27 protein-coding genes and 1 tRNA gene are annotated in these 23,262 nt (G+C 68.1%); 16 read left to right on the top strand and 12 right to left on the bottom strand.

The window, feature by feature from the left end; genetic code table 11:
* Window positions 1-23: 23 nt before the first annotated feature.
* The 6 genes from rpmF (at window position 24) to AC5Y31_RS15955 (ending at window position 5,019) form a co-directional block, all read left to right on the top strand.
* Window positions 24-197 (top strand): 50S ribosomal protein L32, encoded by a 174-nt coding sequence (rpmF, locus tag AC5Y31_RS15930; protein ID WP_013827873.1) that lies wholly within the window; start codon window positions 24-26, stop codon window positions 195-197.
* Between the two features lie 64 nt (window positions 198-261).
* On the top strand, window positions 262-954 hold the full coding sequence (locus AC5Y31_RS15935) for a response regulator transcription factor (RefSeq protein ID WP_064920132.1): 693 nt from the start codon (window positions 262-264) through the stop codon (window positions 952-954).
* Entirely contained in the window at window positions 954-2,408 is a 1,455-nt protein-coding gene (locus AC5Y31_RS15940) for a HAMP domain-containing sensor histidine kinase (RefSeq protein ID WP_065025809.1), read from the top strand. Before AC5Y31_RS15935 ends, AC5Y31_RS15940 begins: the two co-directional genes overlap by 1 nt.
* A gap of 45 nt (window positions 2,409-2,453) precedes the next feature.
* A complete protein-coding gene (locus AC5Y31_RS15945; RefSeq protein WP_499981489.1) occupies window positions 2,454-3,764 on the top strand; it encodes a S1C family serine protease in 1,311 nt (436 codons plus the stop codon).
* 100 nt (window positions 3,765-3,864) lie between these two features.
* On the top strand, window positions 3,865-4,359 hold the full coding sequence (locus tag AC5Y31_RS15950; RefSeq protein WP_065025807.1) for a MogA/MoaB family molybdenum cofactor biosynthesis protein: 495 nt from the start codon (window positions 3,865-3,867) through the stop codon (window positions 4,357-4,359).
* A gap of 228 nt (window positions 4,360-4,587) precedes the next feature.
* Entirely contained in the window at window positions 4,588-5,019 is a 432-nt protein-coding gene (locus AC5Y31_RS15955) for a large conductance mechanosensitive channel protein MscL (RefSeq protein WP_065025806.1), read from the top strand.
* Between the two features lie 4 nt (window positions 5,020-5,023).
* Here AC5Y31_RS15955 and AC5Y31_RS15960 read toward each other — a convergent pair whose 3' ends face one another.
* From AC5Y31_RS15960 to AC5Y31_RS15970, 3 genes are all read right to left on the bottom strand, one after another.
* The gene (locus AC5Y31_RS15960) at window positions 5,024-5,668 is read right to left on the bottom strand and encodes an SAF domain-containing protein (protein ID WP_301631200.1); all 645 of its coding nucleotides are present in this window, start codon (window positions 5,666-5,668) and stop codon (window positions 5,024-5,026) included.
* A gap of 66 nt (window positions 5,669-5,734) precedes the next feature.
* Window positions 5,735-6,079 (bottom strand): FmdB family zinc ribbon protein, encoded by a 345-nt coding sequence (locus AC5Y31_RS15965; protein WP_065025804.1) that lies wholly within the window; start codon window positions 6,077-6,079, stop codon window positions 5,735-5,737.
* Window positions 6,080-6,123: 44 nt separating this feature from the next.
* Window positions 6,124-6,732 (bottom strand): 5-formyltetrahydrofolate cyclo-ligase, encoded by a 609-nt coding sequence (locus AC5Y31_RS15970; protein ID WP_499981640.1) that lies wholly within the window; start codon window positions 6,730-6,732, stop codon window positions 6,124-6,126.
* Between the two features lie 94 nt (window positions 6,733-6,826).
* On the opposite strand from AC5Y31_RS15970, the gene AC5Y31_RS15975 reads away from it, so the two are divergent.
* The 5 genes from AC5Y31_RS15975 to AC5Y31_RS15995 all read left to right on the top strand — a co-directional run bounded on the left by AC5Y31_RS15975 (window position 6,827) and on the right by AC5Y31_RS15995 (window position 11,048).
* The gene (locus AC5Y31_RS15975; protein WP_499981495.1) at window positions 6,827-7,738 is read left to right on the top strand and encodes a UTP--glucose-1-phosphate uridylyltransferase; all 912 of its coding nucleotides are present in this window, start codon (window positions 6,827-6,829) and stop codon (window positions 7,736-7,738) included.
* A 56-nt stretch (window positions 7,739-7,794) separates the two neighbouring features.
* Window positions 7,795-9,063 carry a molybdotransferase-like divisome protein Glp gene (gene glp, locus AC5Y31_RS15980; RefSeq protein WP_065025803.1) on the top strand — a complete coding sequence of 423 codons (1,269 nt, stop codon included), beginning with the start codon at window positions 7,795-7,797 and terminating at the stop codon, window positions 9,061-9,063.
* Window positions 9,064-9,073: 10 nt separating this feature from the next.
* Complete coding sequence (locus AC5Y31_RS15985) at window positions 9,074-9,736, top strand: GNAT family N-acetyltransferase (RefSeq protein WP_109470837.1); 663 nt, start codon at window positions 9,074-9,076, stop codon at window positions 9,734-9,736.
* A 144-nt stretch (window positions 9,737-9,880) separates the two neighbouring features.
* Entirely contained in the window at window positions 9,881-10,924 is a 1,044-nt protein-coding gene (gene sepX, locus AC5Y31_RS15990; protein WP_499981497.1) for a divisome protein SepX/GlpR, read from the top strand.
* A gap of 51 nt (window positions 10,925-10,975) precedes the next feature.
* Window positions 10,976-11,048, top strand: a tRNA-Ala gene (locus AC5Y31_RS15995).
* Window positions 11,049-11,063: 15 nt separating this feature from the next.
* Here AC5Y31_RS15995 and AC5Y31_RS16000 read toward each other — a convergent pair.
* Window positions 11,064-11,624, bottom strand: a complete 561-nt coding sequence (locus AC5Y31_RS16000) for a TetR/AcrR family transcriptional regulator (protein WP_499981498.1) — start codon at window positions 11,622-11,624, stop codon at window positions 11,064-11,066.
* A gap of 194 nt (window positions 11,625-11,818) precedes the next feature.
* On the opposite strand from AC5Y31_RS16000, the gene AC5Y31_RS16005 reads away from it, so the two are divergent.
* Window positions 11,819-13,033, top strand: coding sequence for a cytochrome P450 (locus tag AC5Y31_RS16005; protein WP_499981499.1), 1,215 nt, complete (start codon window positions 11,819-11,821; stop codon window positions 13,031-13,033).
* A 6-nt stretch (window positions 13,034-13,039) separates the two neighbouring features.
* Here the strand turns inward: AC5Y31_RS16005 and AC5Y31_RS16010 are convergent, their stop codons facing one another.
* Both AC5Y31_RS16010 and AC5Y31_RS16015 read right to left on the bottom strand, forming a co-directional pair.
* Window positions 13,040-13,864, bottom strand: a complete 825-nt coding sequence (locus tag AC5Y31_RS16010; RefSeq protein WP_085082480.1) for a hypothetical protein — start codon at window positions 13,862-13,864, stop codon at window positions 13,040-13,042.
* Window positions 13,861-14,469 carry a TetR/AcrR family transcriptional regulator gene (locus AC5Y31_RS16015; RefSeq protein WP_085082478.1) on the bottom strand — a complete coding sequence of 203 codons (609 nt, stop codon included), beginning with the start codon at window positions 14,467-14,469 and terminating at the stop codon, window positions 13,861-13,863. Before AC5Y31_RS16015 ends, AC5Y31_RS16010 begins: the two co-directional genes overlap by 4 nt.
* A 75-nt stretch (window positions 14,470-14,544) precedes the next feature.
* Between AC5Y31_RS16015 and AC5Y31_RS16020 the strand changes: the two genes are divergently transcribed.
* Window positions 14,545-15,579 carry an EcsC family protein gene (locus tag AC5Y31_RS16020; protein ID WP_499981501.1) on the top strand — a complete coding sequence of 345 codons (1,035 nt, stop codon included), beginning with the start codon at window positions 14,545-14,547 and terminating at the stop codon, window positions 15,577-15,579.
* Window positions 15,580-15,597: 18 nt separating this feature from the next.
* Here AC5Y31_RS16020 and AC5Y31_RS16025 read toward each other — a convergent pair whose 3' ends face one another.
* Together AC5Y31_RS16025 and AC5Y31_RS16030 are read right to left on the bottom strand one after the other, a co-directional pair.
* The gene (locus AC5Y31_RS16025; RefSeq protein WP_499981502.1) at window positions 15,598-15,921 is read right to left on the bottom strand and encodes an XRE family transcriptional regulator; all 324 of its coding nucleotides are present in this window, start codon (window positions 15,919-15,921) and stop codon (window positions 15,598-15,600) included.
* Between the two features lie 403 nt (window positions 15,922-16,324).
* Complete coding sequence (locus AC5Y31_RS16030; protein ID WP_499981503.1) at window positions 16,325-16,936, bottom strand: TetR/AcrR family transcriptional regulator; 612 nt, start codon at window positions 16,934-16,936, stop codon at window positions 16,325-16,327.
* A gap of 39 nt (window positions 16,937-16,975) precedes the next feature.
* On the opposite strand from AC5Y31_RS16030, the gene AC5Y31_RS16035 reads away from it, so the two are divergent.
* A complete protein-coding gene (locus AC5Y31_RS16035) occupies window positions 16,976-17,425 on the top strand; it encodes an SRPBCC family protein (RefSeq protein ID WP_499981505.1) in 450 nt (149 codons plus the stop codon).
* Window positions 17,426-17,434: 9 nt separating this feature from the next.
* Here the strand turns inward: AC5Y31_RS16035 and AC5Y31_RS16040 are convergent, their stop codons facing one another.
* Window positions 17,435-17,764 carry a DUF732 domain-containing protein gene (locus AC5Y31_RS16040; protein WP_499981506.1) on the bottom strand — a complete coding sequence of 110 codons (330 nt, stop codon included), beginning with the start codon at window positions 17,762-17,764 and terminating at the stop codon, window positions 17,435-17,437.
* A 92-nt stretch (window positions 17,765-17,856) separates the two neighbouring features.
* Window positions 17,857-19,206, bottom strand: a complete 1,350-nt coding sequence (gene gdhA, locus AC5Y31_RS16045; protein ID WP_301631188.1) for an NADP-specific glutamate dehydrogenase — start codon at window positions 19,204-19,206, stop codon at window positions 17,857-17,859.
* A 156-nt stretch (window positions 19,207-19,362) separates the two neighbouring features.
* Here gdhA and pat point away from each other — a divergent pair, with 156 nt between their 5' ends.
* Together pat and AC5Y31_RS16055 are read left to right on the top strand one after the other, a co-directional pair.
* Complete coding sequence (gene pat, locus AC5Y31_RS16050) at window positions 19,363-20,376, top strand: acetyltransferase Pat (protein ID WP_499981508.1); 1,014 nt, start codon at window positions 19,363-19,365, stop codon at window positions 20,374-20,376.
* Between the two features lie 43 nt (window positions 20,377-20,419).
* Window positions 20,420-21,076 (top strand): DUF5642 family protein, encoded by a 657-nt coding sequence (locus AC5Y31_RS16055; RefSeq protein WP_499981509.1) that lies wholly within the window; start codon window positions 20,420-20,422, stop codon window positions 21,074-21,076.
* Here AC5Y31_RS16055 and AC5Y31_RS16060 read toward each other — a convergent pair.
* Window positions 21,073-21,669 carry an alpha-ketoglutarate-dependent dioxygenase AlkB gene (locus tag AC5Y31_RS16060; protein ID WP_499981511.1) on the bottom strand — a complete coding sequence of 199 codons (597 nt, stop codon included), beginning with the start codon at window positions 21,667-21,669 and terminating at the stop codon, window positions 21,073-21,075. The genes AC5Y31_RS16055 and AC5Y31_RS16060 overlap by 4 nt on opposite strands.
* A 33-nt stretch (window positions 21,670-21,702) precedes the next feature.
* Complete coding sequence (locus AC5Y31_RS16065; RefSeq protein ID WP_499981512.1) at window positions 21,703-23,262, bottom strand: dolichyl-phosphate-mannose--protein mannosyltransferase; 1,560 nt, start codon at window positions 23,260-23,262, stop codon at window positions 21,703-21,705.

A 23,262-nucleotide genomic window follows, 5' to 3' on the forward strand; every position in this document is an offset into this window, starting at 1 on the left:
TCAACTTGAGGAGAGGCTCGACCATGGCCGTGCCGAAGCGCAGGATGTCGCGCGCGAACACCCGTTCTCGCCGCGCGCAGTGGAAGGCCGAGGCAACGGGCCTGGTCAACGTGTCGGTCGCCGGGCGCGCACACAAGGTGCCACGACGGCTGCTCAAGGCGGCTCGCCTGGGTCTGATCGATCTGGATCGTCGCTAATAACGCTCCCGACACGAGCGGCGCTTTACCCACCAGATCGCCCATCAATGATTGGATAGCACCTATGGCTACCCGGGTACTGGTTGTAGATGATGACCGCGCGGTGCGTGAGTCGCTGCGCAGGTCTCTCTCGTTCAATGGCTATTCGGTCTCGCTGGCCACCGACGGCGTCGAGGCGCTCGAGGCGATCTCCAGCGATCGGCCGGACGCCATGATCCTGGATGTCATGATGCCGCGGCTCGACGGCCTGGAAGTCTGCCGGCAGCTGCGTAGCACCGGTGATGACCTGCCGATCCTGGTGCTGACCGCCCGCGACTCGGTCTCCGAGCGGGTGGCCGGCCTGGACGCCGGCGCCGACGACTACCTGCCGAAGCCGTTCGCCCTGGAGGAGCTGCTGGCGCGGATGCGGGCCCTGCTGCGCCGCACCACCGCCGAGGACCTGTCGGAGTCGGTGGCGATGTCCTTCGAGGACCTGACGCTGGACCCGGTCACCCGCGAGGTCACCCGCGGTGACCGGCAGATCAGCCTGACCCGCACCGAGTTCGCCCTGCTGGAGATGCTGATCGCCAACCCGCGCCGGGTGCTTACCCGCAGCCGCATCCTCGAGGAGGTGTGGGGCTTCGACTTCCCCACCTCGGGCAATGCGCTGGAGGTTTACATCGGGTATCTGCGTCGTAAGACCGAAGCCGAAGGGGAGCCGCGGCTGATCTACACCGTGCGCGGGGTGGGTTACGTGCTTCGCGAGACACCTCCCTGATGCAGTTTTTCCACCGGCGGCAGGACGGCGCTTCGGCGCAGAACACATCCCTGTCGCTGCGCTGGCGGGTGATGCTGCTGGCGATGTCGATGGTGGCGTTGGTGGTGGTGTTGATGGCCGTCGCCGTCTACGCGGTGATCTCGGCGGCGCTGTACAACGACATCGACAATCAGCTGCAGAGCCGCACCGAGATGCTGATCGCCAGCGGTTCCCTGGCTGCCGATCCCCGCAAGGCGATCGAGGGCACCGCCTACTCCGATGTCAACGCCATGCTGGTCAACCCCGGCCGGTCGATCTACACCGCCAACCAACCCGGCCAGCGGCTGCCGGTCGGACAGCAGGAGAAGGCCGTCATCCGCGGCGAGCTGTTTCTGTCGCGGCGCACCGCGGCCGGCCAGCGGGTGCTGGCAGTGCATCTGCCCAACGGCAGCACGTTGTTGATCTCCAAGAGCCTGGCGCCCACCCGGGCGGTGACCATGAAGCTGCGCTGGGTGCTGCTGGTCGTCGGCGGGGTCGGCGTGGTGGTGGCCGCCATCGCCGGCGGGATGGTTACCCGGACCGGCCTGCGGCCGGTGGGCCGGCTGACCGAGGCGGCCGAACGGGTCGCGCGCACCGATGATCTGCGGCCCATCCCGGTCTACGGCAGCGACGAATTGGCCCGGCTCACCGAGGCGTTCAACGCGATGCTGCGGGCGCTGGCCGAGTCGCGGGAACGGCAGGCGCGGCTGGTCGCCGACGCCGGTCACGAACTGAAGACCCCGCTGACGTCGTTGCGCACCAACGTGGAGTTGCTGATGGCGTCCGCGGCGCCGGGCGCACCGCAGCTGCCCGAGGAGGAGATGGCCGAGCTGCGCGCTGATGCAATCGGCCAGATCGAGGAATTGTCCACGCTGGTAGGTGATTTGGTGGACCTCACCCGTGACGACCGGCGCGAGGCGGCGTTCGAACAGGTCGATATCACCGAGGTCGTCGACCGCAGCATGGAGCGAGTCAGACGGCGCCGCAACGACATCGACTTCGACATCCAGGTGGTTCCCTGGCACGTCTACGGCGACGCCGCGGGCCTGTCGCGGGCGGTGCTGAACATGCTCGACAACGCCGCCAAGTGGAGCCCGTCCGGTGGGGTCGTCGGGCTGCGGATGCGCCAGCTCGACCCGACGCACATGGAGATGGTGGTGTCCGACCAGGGGCCGGGGATCCCGGAGCACGAGCGGGACTTGGTGTTCGAGCGCTTCTTCCGGTCCGACCAGGCGCGCGCGATGCCCGGGTCCGGCCTGGGCCTGGCGATCGTCAAACAGGTGGTGCTCAAGCACGGCGGGGCGATCACCATCGAAGACACCGTCGTCGGAGGTGACCCGCCCGGGACATCGATCCGGATGGTGCTGCCCGGCGGGGCCACCTCGGCCGGCGAGGTACCGGCCACGGCGGTCACAGGCGGTTCTCAGTCCACCTAGGCATGGTGGTGAGGCAACTTCGGGTCTCTAGGAGCAGGCAACGACATGATGAACCACCCGGGCTACCCCCCGCCGCGGCAACAGCCGGGCCAGGGCGGGCAGCGGCCCCAGCCACAGCAGCCGTACGACTGGCGCTATGCCCAGTCACCGGCCCAGCAGCCGCAGCAGCCCGCCTACCGCTCCGGCTATGACGGCTCCTACGGCCGGCCGCCGCTCCCGGGTTCGGGCCTGCCCCCGAAGCGCCCGCGCGCCGGGGCGCTGGTGGCCGGTGCGGCCGCCATCGCTGTGTTGTCGGGCGTGACCGGCGGCGTGGTGGGCTCGGCAATGCGCTCCGACCACAAACCGGTCGCCGGTGGCAGCCACAGCAGCCTCCAGTCGCCGGGTGTGCCCGCTGCGGTGACCCTGCCCGACGGTTCGGTCGAGAAGGTCGCGGCGAAGGTGGTGCCCAGCGTCGTCATGCTGGAGACCGATCTGGGCCGCCAGTCCGAGGAGGGCTCGGGCATCATCCTGTCGGCCGACGGAATGATCCTGACCAACAACCACGTGGTGGCCGCCGCGGCCAAGGCCGATGCGACCTCCAAGGCGCCGCCGAGGACCACGGTGACGTTCTTCGACGGACGCACCGCATCGTTCACCGTGGTGGGCACGGACCCGGCCAGCGACATCGCCGTGGTGCGCGTGCAAGGGGTCTCCGATCTGACCCCGATCACGCTCGGGTCCTCGGCTGACCTGCGGGTGGGCCAGCACGTGGTGGCGGTCGGGTCGCCGCTGGGCCTGGAGGGCACGGTGACCACCGGCATCGTCAGCGCGCTCAACCGGCCGGTGTCCACCAGCGGTGAGGCGGGCAACCAGAACACCGTGCTGGACGCGATCCAGACCGATGCCGCGATCAACCCGGGCAACTCGGGCGGGGCGCTGGTCAACATGAACGGCGACCTGGTGGGGATCAACTCGGCGATCGCGACGATGGGCGGGGACTCCGCTGAAGCCCAGAGCGGCTCCATCGGTCTGGGTTTCGCGATTCCGGTGGACCAGGCCAAGCGGATCGCCGACGAGCTCATCAACTCGCCGGATCACACCGCATCGCACGCCTCGCTGGGGGTGCGGGTCACCAGTGAGCGCAGCCTGCACGGCGCGAAGGTGGTCGAGGTGGTGCCGGGGGAGGCCGCGGCGAAAGGCGGTCTGCCGGAAGGCGTGACAGTGACCGCGTTCGACAAACGCCCGATCGGCAGCGCCGACGCCCTGGTGGCCGCCGTTCGGTCCAAGGCGCCCGGCGACCAGGTGACGCTGACCTACCTGGATGCCAGCGGAGCCTCCAAGACGGCGCAGGTCACCCTGGGTAAAGCCCAGCAGTGACGGGTTGGTGACTCCATGCTCATGCGGCGGTTCCAGCTTCGCCTCTCCTTCGTCGAGCCTCGCTAAACCGCCGTCGGATCCGCGATATACGGTTGCACCCATGGAACAGACCACAGAACTCGCCGGCCGCGCGCTCGTCGTCGTCGTCGACGACCGCACCGCGCACGGCGACGAGGACCACAGCGGTCCGTTGGTCACCGAACTGCTGGCCGAGGGCGGGTTCATGGTCGACGGCGTGGTCGCCGTCGCCAACGACGAGGTCGAGATCCGCAACGCGCTGAACACGGCGGTGATCGGCGGCGTCGACCTGGTGGTGTCGGTCGGCGGCACCGGGGTCACCCCGCGCGATGTCGCCCCGGAGGCCACTCGCGACATCCTGGACCGCGAGATCCTCGGCATCTCCGAGGCGCTGCGGGCCTCCGGGCTGTCCGCCGGGATTACCGACGCCGGGTTGTCGCGCGGCCTGGCCGGAGTCTCGGGCAGCACTCTGGTGGTCAACCTGGCCGGTTCCCGAGCTGCGGTGCGCGACGGGATGGCGACGCTGAACCCGCTGGCGGCCAACATCATCGGTCAGCTGTCCAGCCTGGAAATCTAGCGCCTATGCCCGGCCTCGGCGAGCACCAGGAGTCTTCCGACGAGCGCGATCCGGACGACGCCCGCGAGATCGAGGAGCGCGAGCGGTGGCTGCGGGACAACGTCCCGCCACATCACGGTTGAGATTCGACTTCGCCGAATCACCCGCGCCGATGTGTTAACGGCAATTACGGTTCGCTTGGGCGGCGCAGGCTGCCCGCAGTGATTCCGGCCGGAAGGGGTGCAACGGGTGTTAAAAGGGTTCAAAAACTTTCTGATGCGAGACGACGTCATCACCGTCGCCATCGGTCTGGTGGTCGCGCTGGCGTTCTCCAACCTGGTCAAAGCCTTCACCGACAGCGTGATCAACCCGCTGGTCTCGGCCGCGCAGCCGGACACCGCCGGGCTGGGGCTGGGTTACCAACTGGGGGCGGAAGGTAACGAGGCGACCTTCATCGACCTCGGCGCGTTCATCTCGGCGATCATCTACTTCATCGTGTTCATGGCCACCATCTACTTCTTCATCGTGTTGCCCTACAAGGGCATTCAGAAGCGGCGGGGCAAGACGGTGTTCGGCGACCCGGCGCCGACCAAGACCTGCCCGGAGTGCAAGTCCGAGATCGACCCGGAAGCGACCAAGTGCAAGTTCTGCGCCAGCCCGCAACCCGCTGTCGCTGCTTGACGATTCAGCGCAAGGTGAGCGTCACCGCCTGAGCCAGGGCGGCACCGGCCACCGCCACCGCGGCGGCGGCCGGCAACGCCACCAGCACCACCCGATCGTCGTGATTCTGCTTGTCCGACACCAGCACCACGATGCCGCCGGACGCCAGCACCCTGGGCGCGCCCGGGGGCTCGGCCGCGTCGTCGGCCGTCACCACATCGACGACGTCGCCGGGGCGAACCAGGTCGACCAATGCGGCATCGGCCGGGTGCACGCCGACGATGCGCGCGTCCGGCCCGGCGGTCGCTTCGGTCAGCCGGCTGCCCAGTAGACGGACATCGGTGAGCACCTCGCCGCGGCGTGCCGGACCGGCCAGCGTGGTGTGCAGCACCGACGAGATCTCGGTGACAACACCGTCGGGAACCGTTTCCGCAGAGTGGTTTTCGACTGAGACGTCAGCGGCGGTCAGCGTCGTGCCGGGGGCGAGGTCGTGGCTGGCCACCACCACGTCGATGTGGTCGCCCTGCGGATCGGAGCGGATCGCCGCGACGCCGGCCAACACCACCAGGGCGCCGGCGGCCACCCGCCGTGCGCGCATCGTGCGGCTCCAGTCCGGGCGCAGCGCCTGCGAGACGCGGGAGATCAAGGTCGGGTTGAGCGACTCGCTCATGGCGCCACGGTAAGCGCCCGGCCCGCCCGGGACAGTCGGTCCGGGTGCGGGCCTGTGGATAACGGGTTAGGCCGAGGCGGCGGCCGCCGGTGCCTTGGGCTTGTCGGCGGGCTTGCTGCCGCCGTCCGCAGCGGACTTCTCGGCCGGCTTGCTGCCGCCGTCGCCGGAACCGCCGGATCCGGAATCGGAGGCCGCCTTGGTGGTGCTGCTGCCATTCGAGGAGCTCTTACCCGCATCCCGGCTGTCGGTGCGGTAGAAACCGCTGCCCTTGAACACCACGCCCACCTTGCCGAAGATCTTGCGGAGGCGACCGTTGCACTCCTCGCAGGTGGTCAACGCATCGTCGGTAAAGGCCTGGACCACGTCGAAGCGGTTGCTGCACTCGGTGCAGGCGTAGCTATAAGTGGGCACGCGAACCTCCGTGAGTCGGGCAATCGGCTTAGCACTCTACCGTGCTAAGTGCTAGAACCACTATTTGATCGTCGGCATTCCAGCACAACGAGGCCTTTTTCCGGAGTCAGGGCGTGCGTCATCGGCACATCGTGCGGCTCGGCGGGCAGCATCTGGAGCAGCTCGTCGTCGCGCACGACACCCACCAGCGGTATCTGCGGTCGGCGCAGCAGCAGGGAGCGGTCGTAGAAGCCGGCGCCGCGGCCCAGTCGCGCGCCCCGGCGGTCGAGCGCCAGCGCCGGGATCACGACCAGGTCCGTCTCGGCCAGCGCCTCCGCCGGTAACCACGGCGGCGCCGGTTCGAGCAGGCCGAACCGGGCCGCAACCAGGGTCTCGGGCTCGTAATCGCCCCACATCAGCGCCAGCGGCGTGCCGTCGTCGCGGGTGCGCACCACCGGCAGCAGCACGCGGATACCGCGCTGGGTCAGGCGGTCGAGCATGGCGGCCGAACCGGGCTCGTCGCCCACCGGCAGGTGGGCGCAGACGGTGCGGGCGCCCTCGGCGAGCTGCTCCAGGTGGCCGGCCAGGGCGCGGGCCTCGGCGTCGTGGACGTCCTTCGGTACCGCGCGGCGGGCTGCGAGCACGCGCGCGCGCAACGCGGACTTGGCGGCCATCGCCGCGTTGTCGGTCACGCCCTTCAGCGTGTCAGTAGCGGCTCGCCCACCGCCAGGGGAGGAGGTGGAGTTGATTGCGGTTATCGTGTGAACAATGCCCACTCCGAAGGTTCCGATTCCGCGCACCGCCGTTGTGCCCGCGGCCGGTTTGGGCACCCGGTTTCTGCCGGCGACCAAGACGGTGCCCAAGGAGTTGCTGCCCGTCGTCGACACCCCCGGCATCGAGCTGGTCGCCGCCGAGGCGGCCGAGGCCGGTGCCGAGCGGCTGGTGATCATCACCTCCGAGGGCAAGGACGGCGTCGTCGCCCACTTCGTCGAAGACCTGGTGCTGGAAGGCACGCTGGAGGCGCGCGGCAAGAAGGCCATGCTGGCCAAGGTGCGCCGGGCCCCGCAGTTGATCAAGGTGGAGTCGGTGGTGCAGGCCGAGCCGCTCGGGCTGGGCCATGCCATCAGTTGCGTGGAACCCACCCTGTCCGCCGACGAGGACGCCGTCGCCGTGCTGCTCCCCGACGACCTGGTGCTGCCCACCGGGGTGTTGGAGACGATGTCGGCGGTGCGCGCCCGCCGCGGCGGCACCGTGCTGTGTGCGATCGAGGTCAGCCCCGAAGACGTCAGTGCCTACGGCGTTTTCGACGTCGAGCCCGTTCCCGACAGCGACAACCCCGATGTTCTGCGGGTCAAGGGAATGGTCGAGAAGCCCAAGGCCGCCGACGCACCGTCGACGTTCGCCGCTGCGGGACGTTACGTGCTGGACCGGGCCGTGTTCGACGCGTTGCGGCGCATCGACCGCGGCGCCGGCGGCGAGGTGCAGCTCACCGACGCCATCGCGCTGATGATCGCCGAAGGCCACCCGGTGCACGTGGTCGTACACCGCGGATCGCGACACGACCTGGGAAATCCGGGCGGCTACCTCAAAGCTGCGGTTGACTTTGCCTTGGATCGTGACGATTACGGTCCGGACCTGCGCCGGTGGCTGGTGGCGCGGCTGGGCTTGGCGGAGAACTGAGGCGGAGTCAGTCCTGGCCAACCCGAATCGGACCGATGCTGTGAGAAAGGCGCACCGTGCGTTCGGTTGAGGAGCAGCAGGCCCGGGTTTCGGCTGCCGCGGTGGCGCCGCGTCCGGTCCGGGTGGCGATCGCCGAGGCGCAGGGCTTGATGTGTGCCGAAGAGGTGATCGCCGAGCGGCCCATGCCCGCCTTCGACCAGGCCGCCATCGACGGTTACGCGGTGCGCAGCGTCGACGTGTTCGGTGCTGAGGCGATCGGAGACAGCTCGGAGGCGGCCGAGCGCGATGCCTCCGCGGTCACCCTTCCGGTGCTGGGCACCATCGAAGCCGGGGCGCGCACTCCCACCCGGCTGCAACCGAAGCTGGCGACCCGGATCCAGACCGGGGCTCCGATGCCTACGCTGGCCGACGCGGTGCTGCCGCTGCGCTGGACCGACGGCGGCAATTCCCGGGTCCGGGTGCTGCGCGGCGTGCGCCCGGGCGACTACGTGCGCCGTATAGGTGACGACGTGCAGCCCGGCGATGTTGCCGTCCGCGCGGGCACCGTCGTCGGCGCCGCCCAGGTGGGCCTGCTGGCCGCCGTCGGCCGCGACCGGGTGCTGGTGCATCCGCGTCCGAGGCTGTCGGTGCTGGCTGTGGGCGGCGAACTGGTCGACGTAACCCGGACGCCCGGCAACGGGCAGGTCTACGACGTGGACTCCTACGCGCTGGCCGCCGCCGGCCGTGACGCGGGGGCCGAGGTGAACCGGGTGGGCATCGTCAGCAGCGAGCCCCGGAAGCTGCGCGAGGTGGTCGAGGGTCAGCTCAACCGCGCCGAGGTGGTGGTGATCGCCGGCGGCGTGGGTGGTGCGGCGGCTGACGAGGTGCGCGCGGCGCTGTCAGACCTCGGTGAGATCGAAGTCGCCCGGATCGCGATGCATCCCGGCTCGGTGCAGGGCTTCGGCCAGCTCGGGCCGGAAGGGGTACCGACGTTCCTGTTGCCGACCAACCCCGTCAGCGCCCTGGTGGTGTTCGAGGTGATGATCCGTCCGTTGATCCGGCTGTCGCTGGGCAAACGCGAGCCAATGCGCCGGGTCGTGCGGGCGCGCACCCTGGGGCCGATCAGTTCGATGCCCGGGCGCAAAGGCTATCTGCGGGGCCAGCTGATGCGTGACGACCAGACCGACGAGTACCTGGTGCAAGTGCTCGGGGCGAGCGGGGGCACCTCCTCGCACCTGCTGGCGACCCTGGCCGAGGCGAACTGTCTGGTCGTAGTTCCCGAAGAGGTCGAGCAGATCGCCACCGGCGAGATCGTGGACGTCGCCTTTTTGGCGCAGCGCGGTTGAGTCCGGGTAGATGCTGGTGAACCTGTGGCCGTTCAAGGCCGTCCAGCACCCCGGCTGGCCGACGGTGCTCGGGCCGCTGCGGGTGGCCGCGGGGGTGATCCGGCTGCGACCGGTGCGGATGCGCGACGGCGTGGCCTGGAGCCGGATCCGGTTGGCCGACCGTGCCCACCTGGAGCCGTGGGAGCCCAGCGTCGAAGCGGACTGGGTCACCCGGCACAGTTCGGCGGCGTGGCCGCCGGTGTGTTCGAGCCTGCGCACCGAGGCCCGGTATGGGCGGATGCTGCCGTTCGTGATCGAGCTCGACGGTCGCTTCTGCGGCCAGCTGACGGTCGGCAACATCGCCCACGGTGCGCTGCGTTCGGCCTGGATCGGCTACTGGGTGTCGAGTGCGGTAGCCGGCGGGGGCGTGGCGACCGGGGCGGTGGCGCTCGGGCTCGACCACTGTTTCGGGCCGGTGCGGCTGCACCGGGTGGAGGCCACCGTCCGGCCGGAGAACGGGGCCAGCCGGGCGGTGTTGGCCAAGGCCGGCTTTCGCGAGGAAGGGCTGCTGCAGCGCTACCTGGACGTCGACGGCGCGTGGCGGGACCACCTGCTGGTGGCGATCACCGCCGAGGAAATCGCCGGTTCGGTGACCGCGGCCCTGGTCCACGCCGGCCGGGCCGCCTGGACCTGAGCGAATTCGTCTGTCGTGTTGCCCGTGTGATAGTTGTGACTATCGAGGTCAGCGAGTAAATTACATCTATGTAATTGGCTCGGCGCGCCGTCCGGCCGTGTGGGTCAGGAGACCTAGCCTTGGCTGGGAAAGGAGCAGGCCCTCATGCCCAGCATCCCGCAATCATTGCTCTGGATCTCACTGGTCGTCCTCTGGCTGTTCGTACTGGTGCCGATGCTGGTGAGCAAGCGAGACGCGGTGCGCCGCACCAGTGACGTGGCGTTGGCGACCCGGGTGCTGACCAGTGGGTCCAGCGCCCGGCTGCTCAAGCGTGGCGGGCCGGCCACCGGCCACCGCAGTGATCCCGACTGGCAGCGCAGCGACGCCGAGGTTGAGGACGTCGACGACATCGACGACGACGAGCCGGCCGAGCCCGGCCCGCGGGTGTTCGTCGCAGCGGCCGGTGAGCAGGGCGAACTGGACTACCTCGACGTTCTCGACGTCGAAGTCGTTGCCGAGGATTCCGATGTGCTGCCGCTCTCGGAGGCGGGTCTGGCTGCCGAGGCCGAAGCGCAGGCGCGGGCCCAGGCGGAGGCGCAGGCACGAGCCGAAGCTGAAGCGCGGGCCGAGGCCGAAGTTCAGGCCGAAGCGGAGGCGGAGGTCGAACCGGAAGCCGTTGCCGAGGCGGAAGCCGACGGCCACGAGTACGAATATGTCGAGGACAGCTCAGGTTTGGAGGCCGAAGCCGACTCGCCGGTGCCGGCAGCGGCGCGGCCACGCCGCTACGACACCACGACGGCCGCCGCCGTCAGCGCCCGCAAGTACGAGTTCCGCAAGCGGGTGCTGATGTCGCTGGCGGTGATCCTGGTGCTCTCGGCGCTCACCGCTTTCACCGTGGCACCGACCGCCTGGTGGATCTTCGGCGGTGCGGCCGGGGCGACCGTGCTCTACCTGGCCTACCTGCGCCGGCAGACCCGTATCGAGCAGCAGGTGCGCGCGCGCCGGGCCCGGCGTTCGGAGCGTCCGCGCGCGCAGCGCGACAACGCCCGCGCCGAGGCGTTCGAGGTGGTGCCGTCGCGGCTGCGGCGCCCCGGCGTCGCGGTGCTGGAGATCGACGACGAGGACCCGGTGTTCGAGCACCTGGAGTACGCGGCCTCGGCGCGCGAATACGACTGGCGCGGCGACCTGCCGCGGGCGTCGGGTCAATAGCGTCTCGGTTTCAGGGCACCGGCCGGGGGCTGGTAACCTGACAAGCCGTCAGGGGCTATAGCGCAGTTGGTAGCGCGTCTCGTTCGCATCGAGAAGGTCAGGGGTTCGATTCCCCTTAGCTCCACAGAGTTTGAGCAGGTCAGGTCGGTTCGGGGACCTTATAGGGCGGACCGAGGAATCGGCGTATCGCGGCCTTTTCGGCGTCGCCGTCGCCCAGCGGCCAGTACCAGAGCGCCAGGAACACGCGGATCAGCCACTGCGCGGCCAGCGGGTCGGGATTGTCGGCACCCACCATTTCCGTGGCGAAGCGGGCGATCACCGGAGAGTCGGTCAGCCACCCGCTACCGGGCGGGCCGGTCATGGAGCTCATGATCTTCGCGAGCGGGTCGGCTCGCATGCGCTGCAGGGCGACGGTGGTGGCGGTGACGATGCGTTCCGAACCCGTCAACCCCACGATGGCTTCGCGCACCGAGTCGAGGATGCGTTCGGCCTGCCTGCTCAGCACCGCGTCACGGATCGCCGACTTACCTCCGACATGGCGGTAGATGGTCGCCGGTGAACAGTGCACGCGGGCAGCCAATGCGTCCACGTTGAAAGCGTCGTAGCCCTGACGCGACATGAGCTCAGCGGCTGCGGCGTATATCCGGTCAGCGCCCTCACTGTGGCGATCCCGGCCGATCAGCCAGTCGTTTGCCGCCACCGGTCAGCCATTTCCCTGGCGCGAAGTCATGACATGGTTTTATCACCGTGAGAACTAGTTCGGCATTTCTCTCAGCTGCGGTGCTGGTCGGCCCGGGCGGCTGAGAAAGGCCGCGCGCGTCGTCGACGAGACTGTCTCGCAAGTTCGATCCGCACCATTGACGCAGGTCACGGGCCCAGTCCAGCCTGGTGGCCATGAGTGCCGTGGTGGACCCGACCGACTTCTTCGCCCACGCCGCAATCCAAGACCCCAACCCGCTGTACGACACGATGCGCAGCTGCGGAGGAGTGAATCGGATCGGGGATTCCGTCTTCTTCGCGGTGTGCAGCTGGGACGCGGTCATGGAAGCCGTGGAACGCGTCGATGACTTCTCGTCGAACCTGACGGCCACGATGGTCTACGACGACGACGGGACCGTGACACCGTTTGACATGGGGCCGCTCGGCGGGCCGATGCATGCGATGGCCACCGCCGACGACCCGCTGCACGCGCAGCACCGGAAGTTGCTGCTGCCGCATCTGTCCGCGAAGCGGGTGCGCGTCATCGAGGAGTTCGCCGAGGCGACCGCCAAGCGGCTCTGGTGTCAGGCCAGCGGTGACGGGCGCATCGAATGGATGAGCGCCATCGCCAACCGGCTGCCCATGACGGTGGTGGCTCACCTGCTCGGGCTACCCGATGACGATGTCGACAAGTTGATCCGGCTGGGGTACGCGACCACCACCCTGCTCGACGGAATCGTCAGTGCGGCCCAGCTAGAGGCGGCCGGCATGGCCGCCATGGAACTGTCCGGTTATGTCCTGGAGCATTTCGAGAAGGCGTCCGAGGGACCCCGGCCGGGGTTGATCGGCGACCTCGCCGCCCGCACCAAATCAGGGGAGTTGGAACAGCTTCCCGCGCTGGCGATCATGCTCACCTTGTTCAGCGCAGCCGGCGAATCCACCGCTTCGCTGCTCGGCAGCGCCGCTTGGGTTCTGGCCGACCGCCCCGGCGTGCAGCAGCAGCTTCGAGACCGCCCAGAACTGCTGGGTGCGTTCATCGAGGAAACCCTGCGATACGAATCGCCGTTTCGCGGTCACTATCGGCACGTGGTCAAAGACACCACGCTGGCCGGCGTCGAATTGCCCGCGGATTCGCACCTGCTGCTGATGTGGGGAGCAGCTAATCGCGATCCCCGGCATTTCGACACACCTGATGAGTTCCGGCTCGACCGCGGCGCCGTGCGGGGGCACGCGGCCTTCGGCAAGGGCGCGCACTTCTGCGTCGGGGCCTCGTTGGCCCGTTTGGAGGCCCGGATCGTCTTGCGGATGCTGCTCGAACAGACCACATGGATCGACGCGGCCGACGTTGGCCGATGGCAGCCCAGCATCTTGGTCCGCCGCCTTGAACGGTTGGAGCTCAATATCCGCTGACGTCGCTCACGGGTGGGTGACGAGATACGTCTGATTGTCCAGGCCGGCGGTCAGTTCCCGCACGTCAAAAGGTCGGTTCAAGCGTGCACGCAACGCCTTCGGGTCGATCAGAAGGCTGATCTCGGCGGTCTGCCGGGCGACCAATCGCCCGATCAATGGGTAGAGGCGCCGCATGAACGCCCGCTCTGCCGATGTGCAGCGCGATGCACAGTATCCGACATGACCGATCTCGTCGGTGAGAATCTCGCTGTAGAGCAACGTGATTCGTTCGGCGACGTCGGGTTCGTCCGCGAACAGTTCGGCGCCGAGGCGGCGCAGTTCGTCGAACATGATGCAGCCCGCCATCTCTGCCGCTCCGACGAACACGAAGCCGAGCCGCTCGGGGAGAAACACGCCGGTTTTGACGAACTGTCGCATCACAAGCGGCGGGGGCACGACCTGGAAGGGCACGCCGAATACGTCGAGAGCGTATGCCAGCAGGCGGGTGTGGTAGTGCTCTTCGAGTTCGAGGTAGACGTTCTCGGGCGGCAGACTCTCGTCGCTGTTGCGGCCGTAGGTCTCGCCCAGGCCGACGCCGAACCGCTCCGCCTGATTGAGTTTGGCGGTCGCCAACAAGAACAGCATCTTGCGGTCCAGGCCGGGCTCGGGCCGCCGGCGCCGCAGGTTGCGAAGGAAGGTTGGCCGGTCGGCAGGGTGAGCGGACCGGACGGGATTCGCTTCGAGCTCCTCGAAAAACCGTTCTCGATTGGTCAATCGCCTGTTGAGCAGGTCCGCTTCGCCATCTCGTTCGGCCAGGTAGTCCCGGTAGCCCTCAATGCCGGTGCGATTCATCGGTTCTCCATTCCCTTGACAATCGTCGTCACGTAACGGTTCAGCAGTGCCTCGTCGTGCGCGCCGGTGGCCAGCAGGGCGAATAGTCCTGTCAGGAAGAATGCTCCGAGCTCCGCCGCTTCGAGATCCGACGAGACCTGCCCTGAGTGCTGCGCTTGCGCGATCACGCCAACCAGAAACTCGGCAAGCGGGTGTTGCGCCAGTTCGTCTTCGACCGGACGGGACGACGAGAAATGCAGACCGAGCATGTCCTGGAAAACCGCTGCACCCAAACGGTGCTCAGCGCCGAGTACGTGGTGTACCAGCTGAGAAAGTACGGACGTCAGGTCGCCATCGGCTTCGCCGAGCTCGCTGATGATCCTCGTCTCCTCGTTGCGCTCCGCTTCGATGAGGACGTGCTCCTTGGTGGGGAAGTGGAAGTAGAACGTTCCCCTCACCACGCCCGCGGCAGCAGCGATCGCACTGACGTCAGCGGCGGCCAGGCCGCGTTGCGCGATCTCGGCCAGCGCGGCGTCGAATAGCCGCGCGCGGGTTTCGAGTCGCCGAGTTTCCCGGACGCCCCCGGCAGCCGGTGGCGGCATGGTCAGTTCCCCTCGTGGCTGCATATCCGCACCGTACGCGCTTTGCTGACGGTCGTCAATGACGGGCGTCAACGAATTTTCGCCGGTAGCATTTGGGTCGTGGCGCAGACGGTTCAGCCCGGCATGTCCGACTACGAGCGCAAAGCCTGGGATGCGCTGCTAGACGCCGCCATCAGGCCTGAGCGATCCGGCCGGTTCGAAAGCCTGAGCCGGGGCGTCAAGCAACGCGCCCAGGAGTTGGCCGCCCAAGCCCGGTCGACCGTCGAACAAGTCCCGGGGGCCACCGCCGTCATCGGCAAGGTCGACGATCTGACCAGCAAGACGATGGAGACCCTGCACACCGTGCTGGTCGAGCGGGGACTCAATTCGGTCAAGCCGGACAACGTGTTTGGGATGTTCGCCGACGAGGGCGTCGTGGTGGCGTCCTACGACGAGGTCCGGCAACTCGACCTGCAGCACTGCGACCGCTCGGTTCCGCGCCGCAAGGAGCGCTACATCGCGCTCGCGGTGGCCGGAGGTGCGGCGTCCTCGCTGGCGGTGACGGGTTCGGTGGTGTCGAGCGCGGTCACCGGCGGGACGAGCATGACGGTCGCGGCGTCGGCGGTCGTCGCTGACGTCACCGCCGTGATGGTCGGGATGGGCCGCATCGTGGCATTGGTTGCGGCGCACTACGGTTACGACGTGCGCGAGCCAGGCGAGCAGGCCTTCGCGTCCGGAGTGATCGCCTACTCTGCCGCGGGAAGCCCCGCCGAGAAGGCGGCAGCGCTGGCATCGCTGTCGCGATTGACACAGCAGATGATGCGGCAGGCGTCGTGGCGCCACCTCCAGTCGCAGCAAGCGGACAACGTAATCCAGCAGATCTCAGTGGCGTTGGGATTTCGGATGGCCAAACACAAACTGGCACAGGCTGTTCCGGTGCTCGGTGCGGTCGTCAACGGCGGACTCAACGCCAGGATCGCGCAACGGACGTTCGAGCGGGCCCAGCAGGCCTACCGGCTGCGATTCCTCACCGAGAAGCACGACCTGGACGCCCGCCAGTGGGCGCCGGCCGTGAATTCGGGCGAGCTCATCGACATCCCGTTGGTCGACGAGGTGCTCGATGCCGAGCTCGATTCGGACCACGACGTCGATTAAGTAATATTGCCGGCAAGCTCAGGTGGTCAGCTCGATGCGTTCGGTCCCGAACGATAGGGTCACGGAAAGCTCCCCGCCCAACGCGGCCACATAGGACTGCAACGTCCCCAGCTCCGTACGCGACAGGTCGCCGCGTTCCAACTTGGACACCCGCGCCTGGGACACCCCCATCAGTTCGGCGATGTCGCTCTGGCGAGCCATCCCCAGCTTGCGCCGCACCTCCGCAAGTCGGTAAGCCTGCACCGCATCCTCGGTTTCCTTGCGTGCGTTGACGATCCGTTGAGCATCGATATGCCCCGCGGCGATCGCTTCGGCACGGACTTCGCGCCAGTTACGAGCCATCTCGCTCACCTCCGTCCTCGCGCATCCAGCGCTGGTACCGTGCTTCAGCCACCGAAATGTTGGCGACTCCACCGCCCCGCCTTGTCTCCGGCGAGTAGCAGCACAGCGTGACGTGTCGGATCGAAGATGAACAAGATGCGGATGCTTGCAGAACCACTCGTCCACTTCCTCTAGGAGGATTACTTCCCAGGACATGAGCGTCATATACCTTCGAGGTTATATGCAAGGATTGCCCGCACACAAGCCCGTCGCGCCCATGACGTTCGTCTCGCAGTCGGTGTCGCCGGTCCAGTCGGGGCCGGAATCGGCAGTGGCGCAAGGCGATGCGGTCAATGCTGCAGCGAGAGCGAGCGTGGCGATGTAAGTCTTCATCCCCCGGACGATATTCGTCCGGTCCGACATGTCAGCCCGTGGCGAGTAGCCCGGCGATGAAGACGTCCAGCAGTCGTAGCACGGTCGATTCGAAGTCGGTGACCATCAGTTGGACCGAATCCGGATTCGACCACGCCCACGCGGTGCCGGTGAAGGCGTGCACCGCCGCGGTCAGGGCGCTGAGCTGGTCGTCCGAGAGGGGCAGCGACGGCAGCAGCGCCGCACCGAGGCGTCGTTGTGCGTCGCTGGCCTGGGCCACCAGGACACGCATCTCATCGGGGCTGAGCCTGGCGATCAGCGCGGGCGACGCCGCGATGAGGTCGCACAGGACGGGGCGAGCGGCAAGGGTGCAAGCCAGGGCCGTAGCCGGGCTGGTGCGCGGCAGTTCGCCGGCCAGTGCTTCGATCCAGGCCAGGTGCTCGTCGTGCATCACCCGCAGCAGCAGCGCCTCACGCGACCCGGCGTAGCGCAGGATGCCCGACTTCGCCAGACCGGCCGCCGCCGCGACGTCGCCCAGCGTCAGCGCGGTGGCCCGGGTGCGGGTCAGCAGCTCACGAGTGGCGGCGGTGAGCTGCGCCAACCGGTCCTGGCGCTGTGCCTCGTTGCGGGCGCGCGCGAACGGCAGGGGAAGGGGTGCTGACACCATCCCATAATAGAACAACGTTCTGTTACCGTGTCGGTCATGGCCCACCGATTCGAATACGTCATCCGCAGCACCACCTCGGCGTCGCCGCAGGCACTGTTCACCCTCGTGTCCGACGGAGCGCATTGGTCACGGTGGGCTGCTCCGCTGATCCCCTACTCGAAATGGGAGTCCCTGGGGCCAGATAATGATGGCGGAGTGGGCGCAATCCGGGCGGTGGGAACCCGTAGACGGCCGTTTCGGGAAATGATCACCATCCACGAACCCGGCCGCCGGCACGGCTACACCATCCTCACCGACGGGGCGCTCCGGGATTATCAGGCCGAGGTTGTGTTCGACGAGGACGCCGACAGGACGCGGGTGACCTGGCGCGGCCGATATGAGACCCGTTGGCGTGCAGTGGGTGCGGCCTATTGGCTGCTCCTGCGAGCGATAATCGGGACGCTCACGCGCAAGCTCGTCGCCGCGGCAGAGCGAGGGACCGGGTAAAGCCGCGAATCAGCGCAGCGTGTCAGGGCACAGCTCGCGCTGGGCGATGTCGATCACCGGGCGCGGGTTGCTCTGCAGATCATCGACCATCGAGGGTCCGCCGAACGACGGCCGGCGCGGAAACGTCGCGACGATCTGGTCGGGGCTTTCGCCGTTGCGCAACTGGCTGCAGAACCGGTGGCCCGCCGACAGCCGCGCATTGGGCGGGCCGGATCGGAAGACCCCGTCGGCATCCAGGGCGGCAATGTAGCTGGCGTCGTCGGCGTGGGCCGGCGCGCTGCCGAGCAGGGCCAGGGCGGCGACGCCGAGGGATGCGCCGGAGCGCAGAATCCAACTCATACCGGCGATGTTACGTCGAAGAGCAGTTGACTCTGCGGCTACCGGGCAAAAGTGCGAGAGCACCGCCGAAGTAGCCGCAGAGTCAACAGGGGTTAAATCAGGCCCAGCGCGGTCATCGCGTCGGCAACCTGGATGAAGCCGGCGATGTTGGCGCCGACCACGTAGTTGCCGGGCGCGCCGTACTCGTCGGCGGTCACCACGCAGCGGTGGTGGATGCTCTGCATGATCGCCGCCAGACGCTGCTCGGTGTACTCGAAGCTCCACGAATCGCGCGAGGCGTTCTGCTGCATCTCGAGGGCGCTGGTGGCCACTCCGCCGGCGTTGGCCGCCTTGCCCGGGGCCACCGTCACGCCGGCGTCGGTGAACAGCTTGACCGCGTCCGGGGTGCACGGCATGTTGGCGCCCTCGGCGACGATTTTGCAGCCGTTCTTGGTCAGCGTGGCGGCATGGTTGCCGTCCAGCTCGTTCTGGGTGGCTGAGGGAAGCGCGATCTGGCAGGGCACGTCCCAGATGGAGCCGTTGTTGACGAATTGCGTCGCGCCGCCGCGGGCGCTGGCGTAGGCCTCGATGCGCTCGCGCTTGATCTCCTTAATCTCTTTGAGTAACTCCAGGTCGATGCCCTTCTCGTCGACGATGTAGCCCGAGGAGTCCGAGCAGGCCACCACGGTGCCGCCCAGCTGGTGGATCTTCTCGATCGCGTAGATCGCCACGTTGCCCGAACCCGAGACCACGGCCCGCTTGCCCTCGAAGGAGTCCTTGGCCGTCTTGAGGATCTCGTCGGCGAAGAACACCGCGCCGTAACCGGTCGCCTCGGTGCGGACCTGCGAGCCGCCCCAGGTCAGGCCCTTGCCGGTCAGCACTCCGGACTCGTAGCGGTTGGTGATCCGCTTGTACTGGCCGAACAGGTAGCCGATCTCGCGACCGCCGACACCGATGTCACCGGCCGGGACGTCGGTGTACTCGCCGAGGTGGCGGTAGAGCTCGGTCATGAACGACTGGCAGAACCGCATGATCTCGTTGTCCGAGCGGCCCTTGGGGTCGAAGTCCGAGCCGCCCTTGCCGCCGCCGATCGGCAGGCCCGTCAGGGAGTTCTTGAAGATCTGCTCGAAGCCCAGGAACTTGACGATCCCGAGGTACACCGACGGGTGGAACCGCAGACCGCCCTTGTACGGGCCCAGGGCCGAGTTGAACTCCACCCGGAAACCCCGGTTGATCTGCACGTTGCCGTCGTCGTCGAGCCACGGCACCCGGAAGATGATCTGACGTTCCGGTTCGCACATCCGACGGATGACCGCACTGTCGACGTAGTCGGGGTGCTTGGCCACCACCGGTCCGAGGCTGCTGAGTACCTCGAAGACGGCCTGGTGGAACTCGGCTTCACCCGGGTTGCGGCGCAAGACCTCGTCATAGATGTCGTGCAGCTTCGGATTCAGTTCGCTCATAGTTGTGTGATCTCTTCCTCGCGTGTCGCTGTCAGCGGGCACAGGCTAGCCGCCTAAATCGCTAACGCCGAATCCACTCCGTTACGTCGCTGTTAAATCATTACCGCTCCCGAGGCACCGGTTAGCCTTGATTGGCGAACAAAGGCGGAGCAATCCATGGTGATGTCGCGGCGAGACCGGGTGGGGGAGGCGCTGTCCACCACAGAACTCGCGGCGATGGCGATCTTCGCTGAGTGTACCGGCGCCGACCTGAGGCCGCTGGCCGCCTATTTGCAGCCACTGCAGGCCGAGGCCGGTACCGAACTCATGCGGCAGGGCGAGCAAGCGGTGTCCTTCCTGTTGATCTCCTCGGGTTCGGCCCTGGTCAAACACCTTGGAGACGACGGCGCGGTGGTCGTCAACGACGTGTCGGCCGGGATGGTGGTCGGCGAGATCGCGCTGCTGCGCAAAGGCCGCCGAACCGCGACGGTCACCACCTCGACGCCGCTGACCGGCTGGATCGGCGATGAGCAGGCCTTCGACGAGATGGTGCAGATCCCGCACGTGATGGACCGGCTGGTGCGCACCGCGCGCCAACGGCTGGCCGCCTACATCCAAGCCGTGCCGATCCGGGCCCGCGACGGTACGCAGCTGTTACTGCGGCCGGTGCTGCCCGGTGACAGTGCACGCACCGTCCACGGTCACGTTGAGTTCTCCCGCGAGACGCTCTACCGCCGGTTCATGTCCACCCGCATTCCGAGTCCGGCGCTCCTGCACTACCTGTTCGAGGTCGATTACGTCGATCACTTCGTCTGGGTGGTCACCGAGCTGGACGGCTCCGTCGTCGCCGACGCGCGCTTCGTCCGGGATCCCGAGGACCCGACCGCCGCTGAGATCGCGTTCACCGTCGGCGACAGCTTCCAGGGCCGGGGGATCGGCACCTACCTGATGGGGGCGGTGTCGGTCATCGCGCGGTTGGAAAGGATCGAGAAGTTCACCGCGCGGGTGCTGTCGGAGAACGCGCCGATGCGCGCGATCTTGGACCGCCTGGGCGCCTACTGGGAGCGCGACGAACCGGGCATCGTCACGACCGTGATCGACGTACCCGGCGCGGACCAGCTGCCGTTCCGCAAAGATGTTGCTGATCAGATCAAAGAGGTTGGCCGCCAAGCGATCCAGGCGGTGGGGTGACCGCCACCGGGTAGGCAGGTCCGCGTTGGGTAGATTGGCTGCGATGTTGAACCTTCGCGCGGTGCCGGCGCTCTGCTGTGTCGGCCTGCTCGCCGCCTGCAGCCCCGGGCCCGCTGAGGTGACCGCCGACATCAGCAAGGTCGCCGAAATCAAGTCCTCTTTCGGCCCGGAGTTCCAGGTCAAAAACATCGCGCCCACCGGGCTGGACCCAAAGCTGCTGGCGGGCAACACATTGCCGCCGGGTCTGACGTTCGAACCCGCGGACTGTTCGAGGTACGCGGTCGGCCAGCAGCTGCCGCAGGGCGTGCAGGGCAACATGGCCGCCGTGGCCGCCGAGGGCAACGGCAACCGCTTCATCACCATCGCCCTGGAGACCTCCGAGCCGGTCGTGGTCAGCGAGCCGGGACGGTCCTGCCGCCGGATCGGCTTCGCCGGGGAACGGATGCGCGGGCTGGTCGAAACGGTCGAGGCGCCGCGCATCGACGGCGTGCAGACGCTGGGGGTGCACCGGGTGGTCGAGGCCGTCGCGGGGGGCCAGGCCCGCGTCGGGGAGCTCTACAACTACTCGGCGTATTTCGGCCCGTATCAGGTGCTCGTCACCGCGAACCCGCTGGTGGCGCCGGATAAGCCCGTCACCCCCGTGGACACTCAGCGGGCTCGCGATCTGCTGGTGGCCGCGGTGAACGCGGTGCGGGGCTAGCGCACGCCGCGCGGCCGGAACTGGATGCTGATCCGCGGGCCGATCGGAGTGGCCGTCTTCGGGATGGCATGCTCCCACGTCCGTTGGCACGAGCCGCCCATCACCAACAGGTCGCCGTGGCGCTGTGCCAACCGCAGCGCGGTACCGCCGCCGCGTGGGCGCAGCGCAAACGTGCGGGTGGCGCCGACGCTGACGATCGCGACCATGGTGTCGTGGCGGGCGCCGCGGCCGAGCGTGTCGCCGTGCCAGGCCACGCTGTCGGCGCCGTCGCGGTACAGGCACAGCCCCACCGTTGTGAACGGCTCACCGAGTTCGCCGGCGTAGATGTCATTGAGCCGCCGGCGCAGCCGGGCGATCACCGGATGCGGTGCCTCGTCGGCGGTCAGGTCGTGGAAGCTGACCAACCGGGGAACGTCGAGCACCCGGTCGTACATCCGGCGGCGCTCCGCGCGCCAGGGGATCGCGGACTGCAGTTCGCCGACCAGTTCGCTTTCATCGGAGAGCCAGCCCGGACGCACGTCGAGCCAGGCGCCGTCACCCAGCTGTCGGCGTTCGCTCAGGTCGAACAGCGACTCCTGTACCGGTATCGCCACGGCAACCAGCCTATCGCACACCCGTTCGATTGGCTACGACCAGCTGGGCAGCCAGATCTCCATGTTCCAGGTGGCCGGCGAGATCGGTACCCCGGTCAGAATCGGGTACAGCCAGGCGAAGTTCGTCAGCACCACAGCGACGTAACAGCAGACCGCGAGCAGCCCGAGCGTCTGGCGCTCCTCGCTACGGCCATGTCCGTCGTTGACGACGTCGATGCAGATCAACGCAAGCAGTATCGCCAGGAACGGTGCCATCGGCACCGCGTAGAAGAAGTACATCTGCCGGTCGATGCCGGCGAACCACGGCAGCCAGCCGGCGCAGTAGCCCACCAGCGCCGCCGCATAGCGCCAGTCATGGCGCACCAGCGTGCGCCACGCCGCGTAGCCCAGCACCGGCACGGCCAGCCACCACATCGCCGGCGTGCCCACCAGCAGCACCGCCTTGACGCAGGACTGGGCCCCGCAGCCGGGCACGTCGTGCTGATCGATCGCATAGAGCACCGGGCGCAGCGACATCGGCCAGGCCCACGGCTTGGATTCCCACGGGTGGTGGTTGCCGGCGGCGTTGGTCAGGCCGGCGTGGAAGTGATACGCCTGGTAGGTGTAGTGCCACAGCGAGCGCAGCGCGTCGGGCACCGGGAACCGGCTCTCGAACCCGATCGACTGGCCTTCCTCGTGGCGATCCACCCCGGTCTCCGAGGCGAACCACGCCGCATACGAGGCCAGATACACCCCGAACGGAATCAGTGCCATGGCGTAGGCAGTGGGCACCACGTCACGGCGCAACGTTCCCAGCCACGGCCGGCGCACCCGGTACTGCCGGCGAGCGGCGACGTCGAACGCCAGCGACATCGCCGCGAAGAACACCACGAAATACAGCCCGGACCACTTCGTGGCGCACGCCAATCCGAGCAGCACCCCGGCGCCGAAGCGCCACCAGCGCACCCCCAGCCGGGGCCCCCAGGGCGTGGCGGCGCACCTGCCGTCGGTCAACACGGTGTGCATCCGCGTGCGCACCTGATCGCGGTCGACGATCAGCGCCCCGAACGCCGCCACCACGAAGAAGGTCAAAAAGCCGTCCAGCAGCGCGGTGCGGGCGGCGACGAAGCTGACGCCGTCGCCGACCAGCAGCAGCCCGGCCACCCCGCCGGCCAGCGTCGAGCGGGTCATCCGGCGCACGATCCGCACCAGCAGCGCGATCGCCAGCACCCCCAGCAGCGCACTGGTGAAGCGCCAGCCCAGCCCGTTGTAGCCGAACAGCGCCTCACCGATCGCGATCAGCTGCTTGCCGACCGGCGGGTGCACCACCAGGCCGTAGCCGGGGTTGTCCTCCACGCCGTGGTTGTGCAGCATCTGCCAGGCCTGCGGCGCGTAGTGCTTCTCGTCGAAGATCGGCGTGCCGGCGTCGGTGGGGATGTACAGGTTCGAGAACCGGGTCACGGCGGCCAGCGTGGTGACCGCCGCGGTCACCGCCCAGCCGCGGGCGCGGTCGGTCGGCCCGAAATCGGCCACTGGCACCAGCAATCCCGGGCTGATCACGGGAGCGGTGCGCTCCGGCACGGCCGCGGAGCTGGTAGCGGTCGGAGCGCTCAT

The organism is Mycobacterium sp. NGS18, from assembly GCF_059813185.1.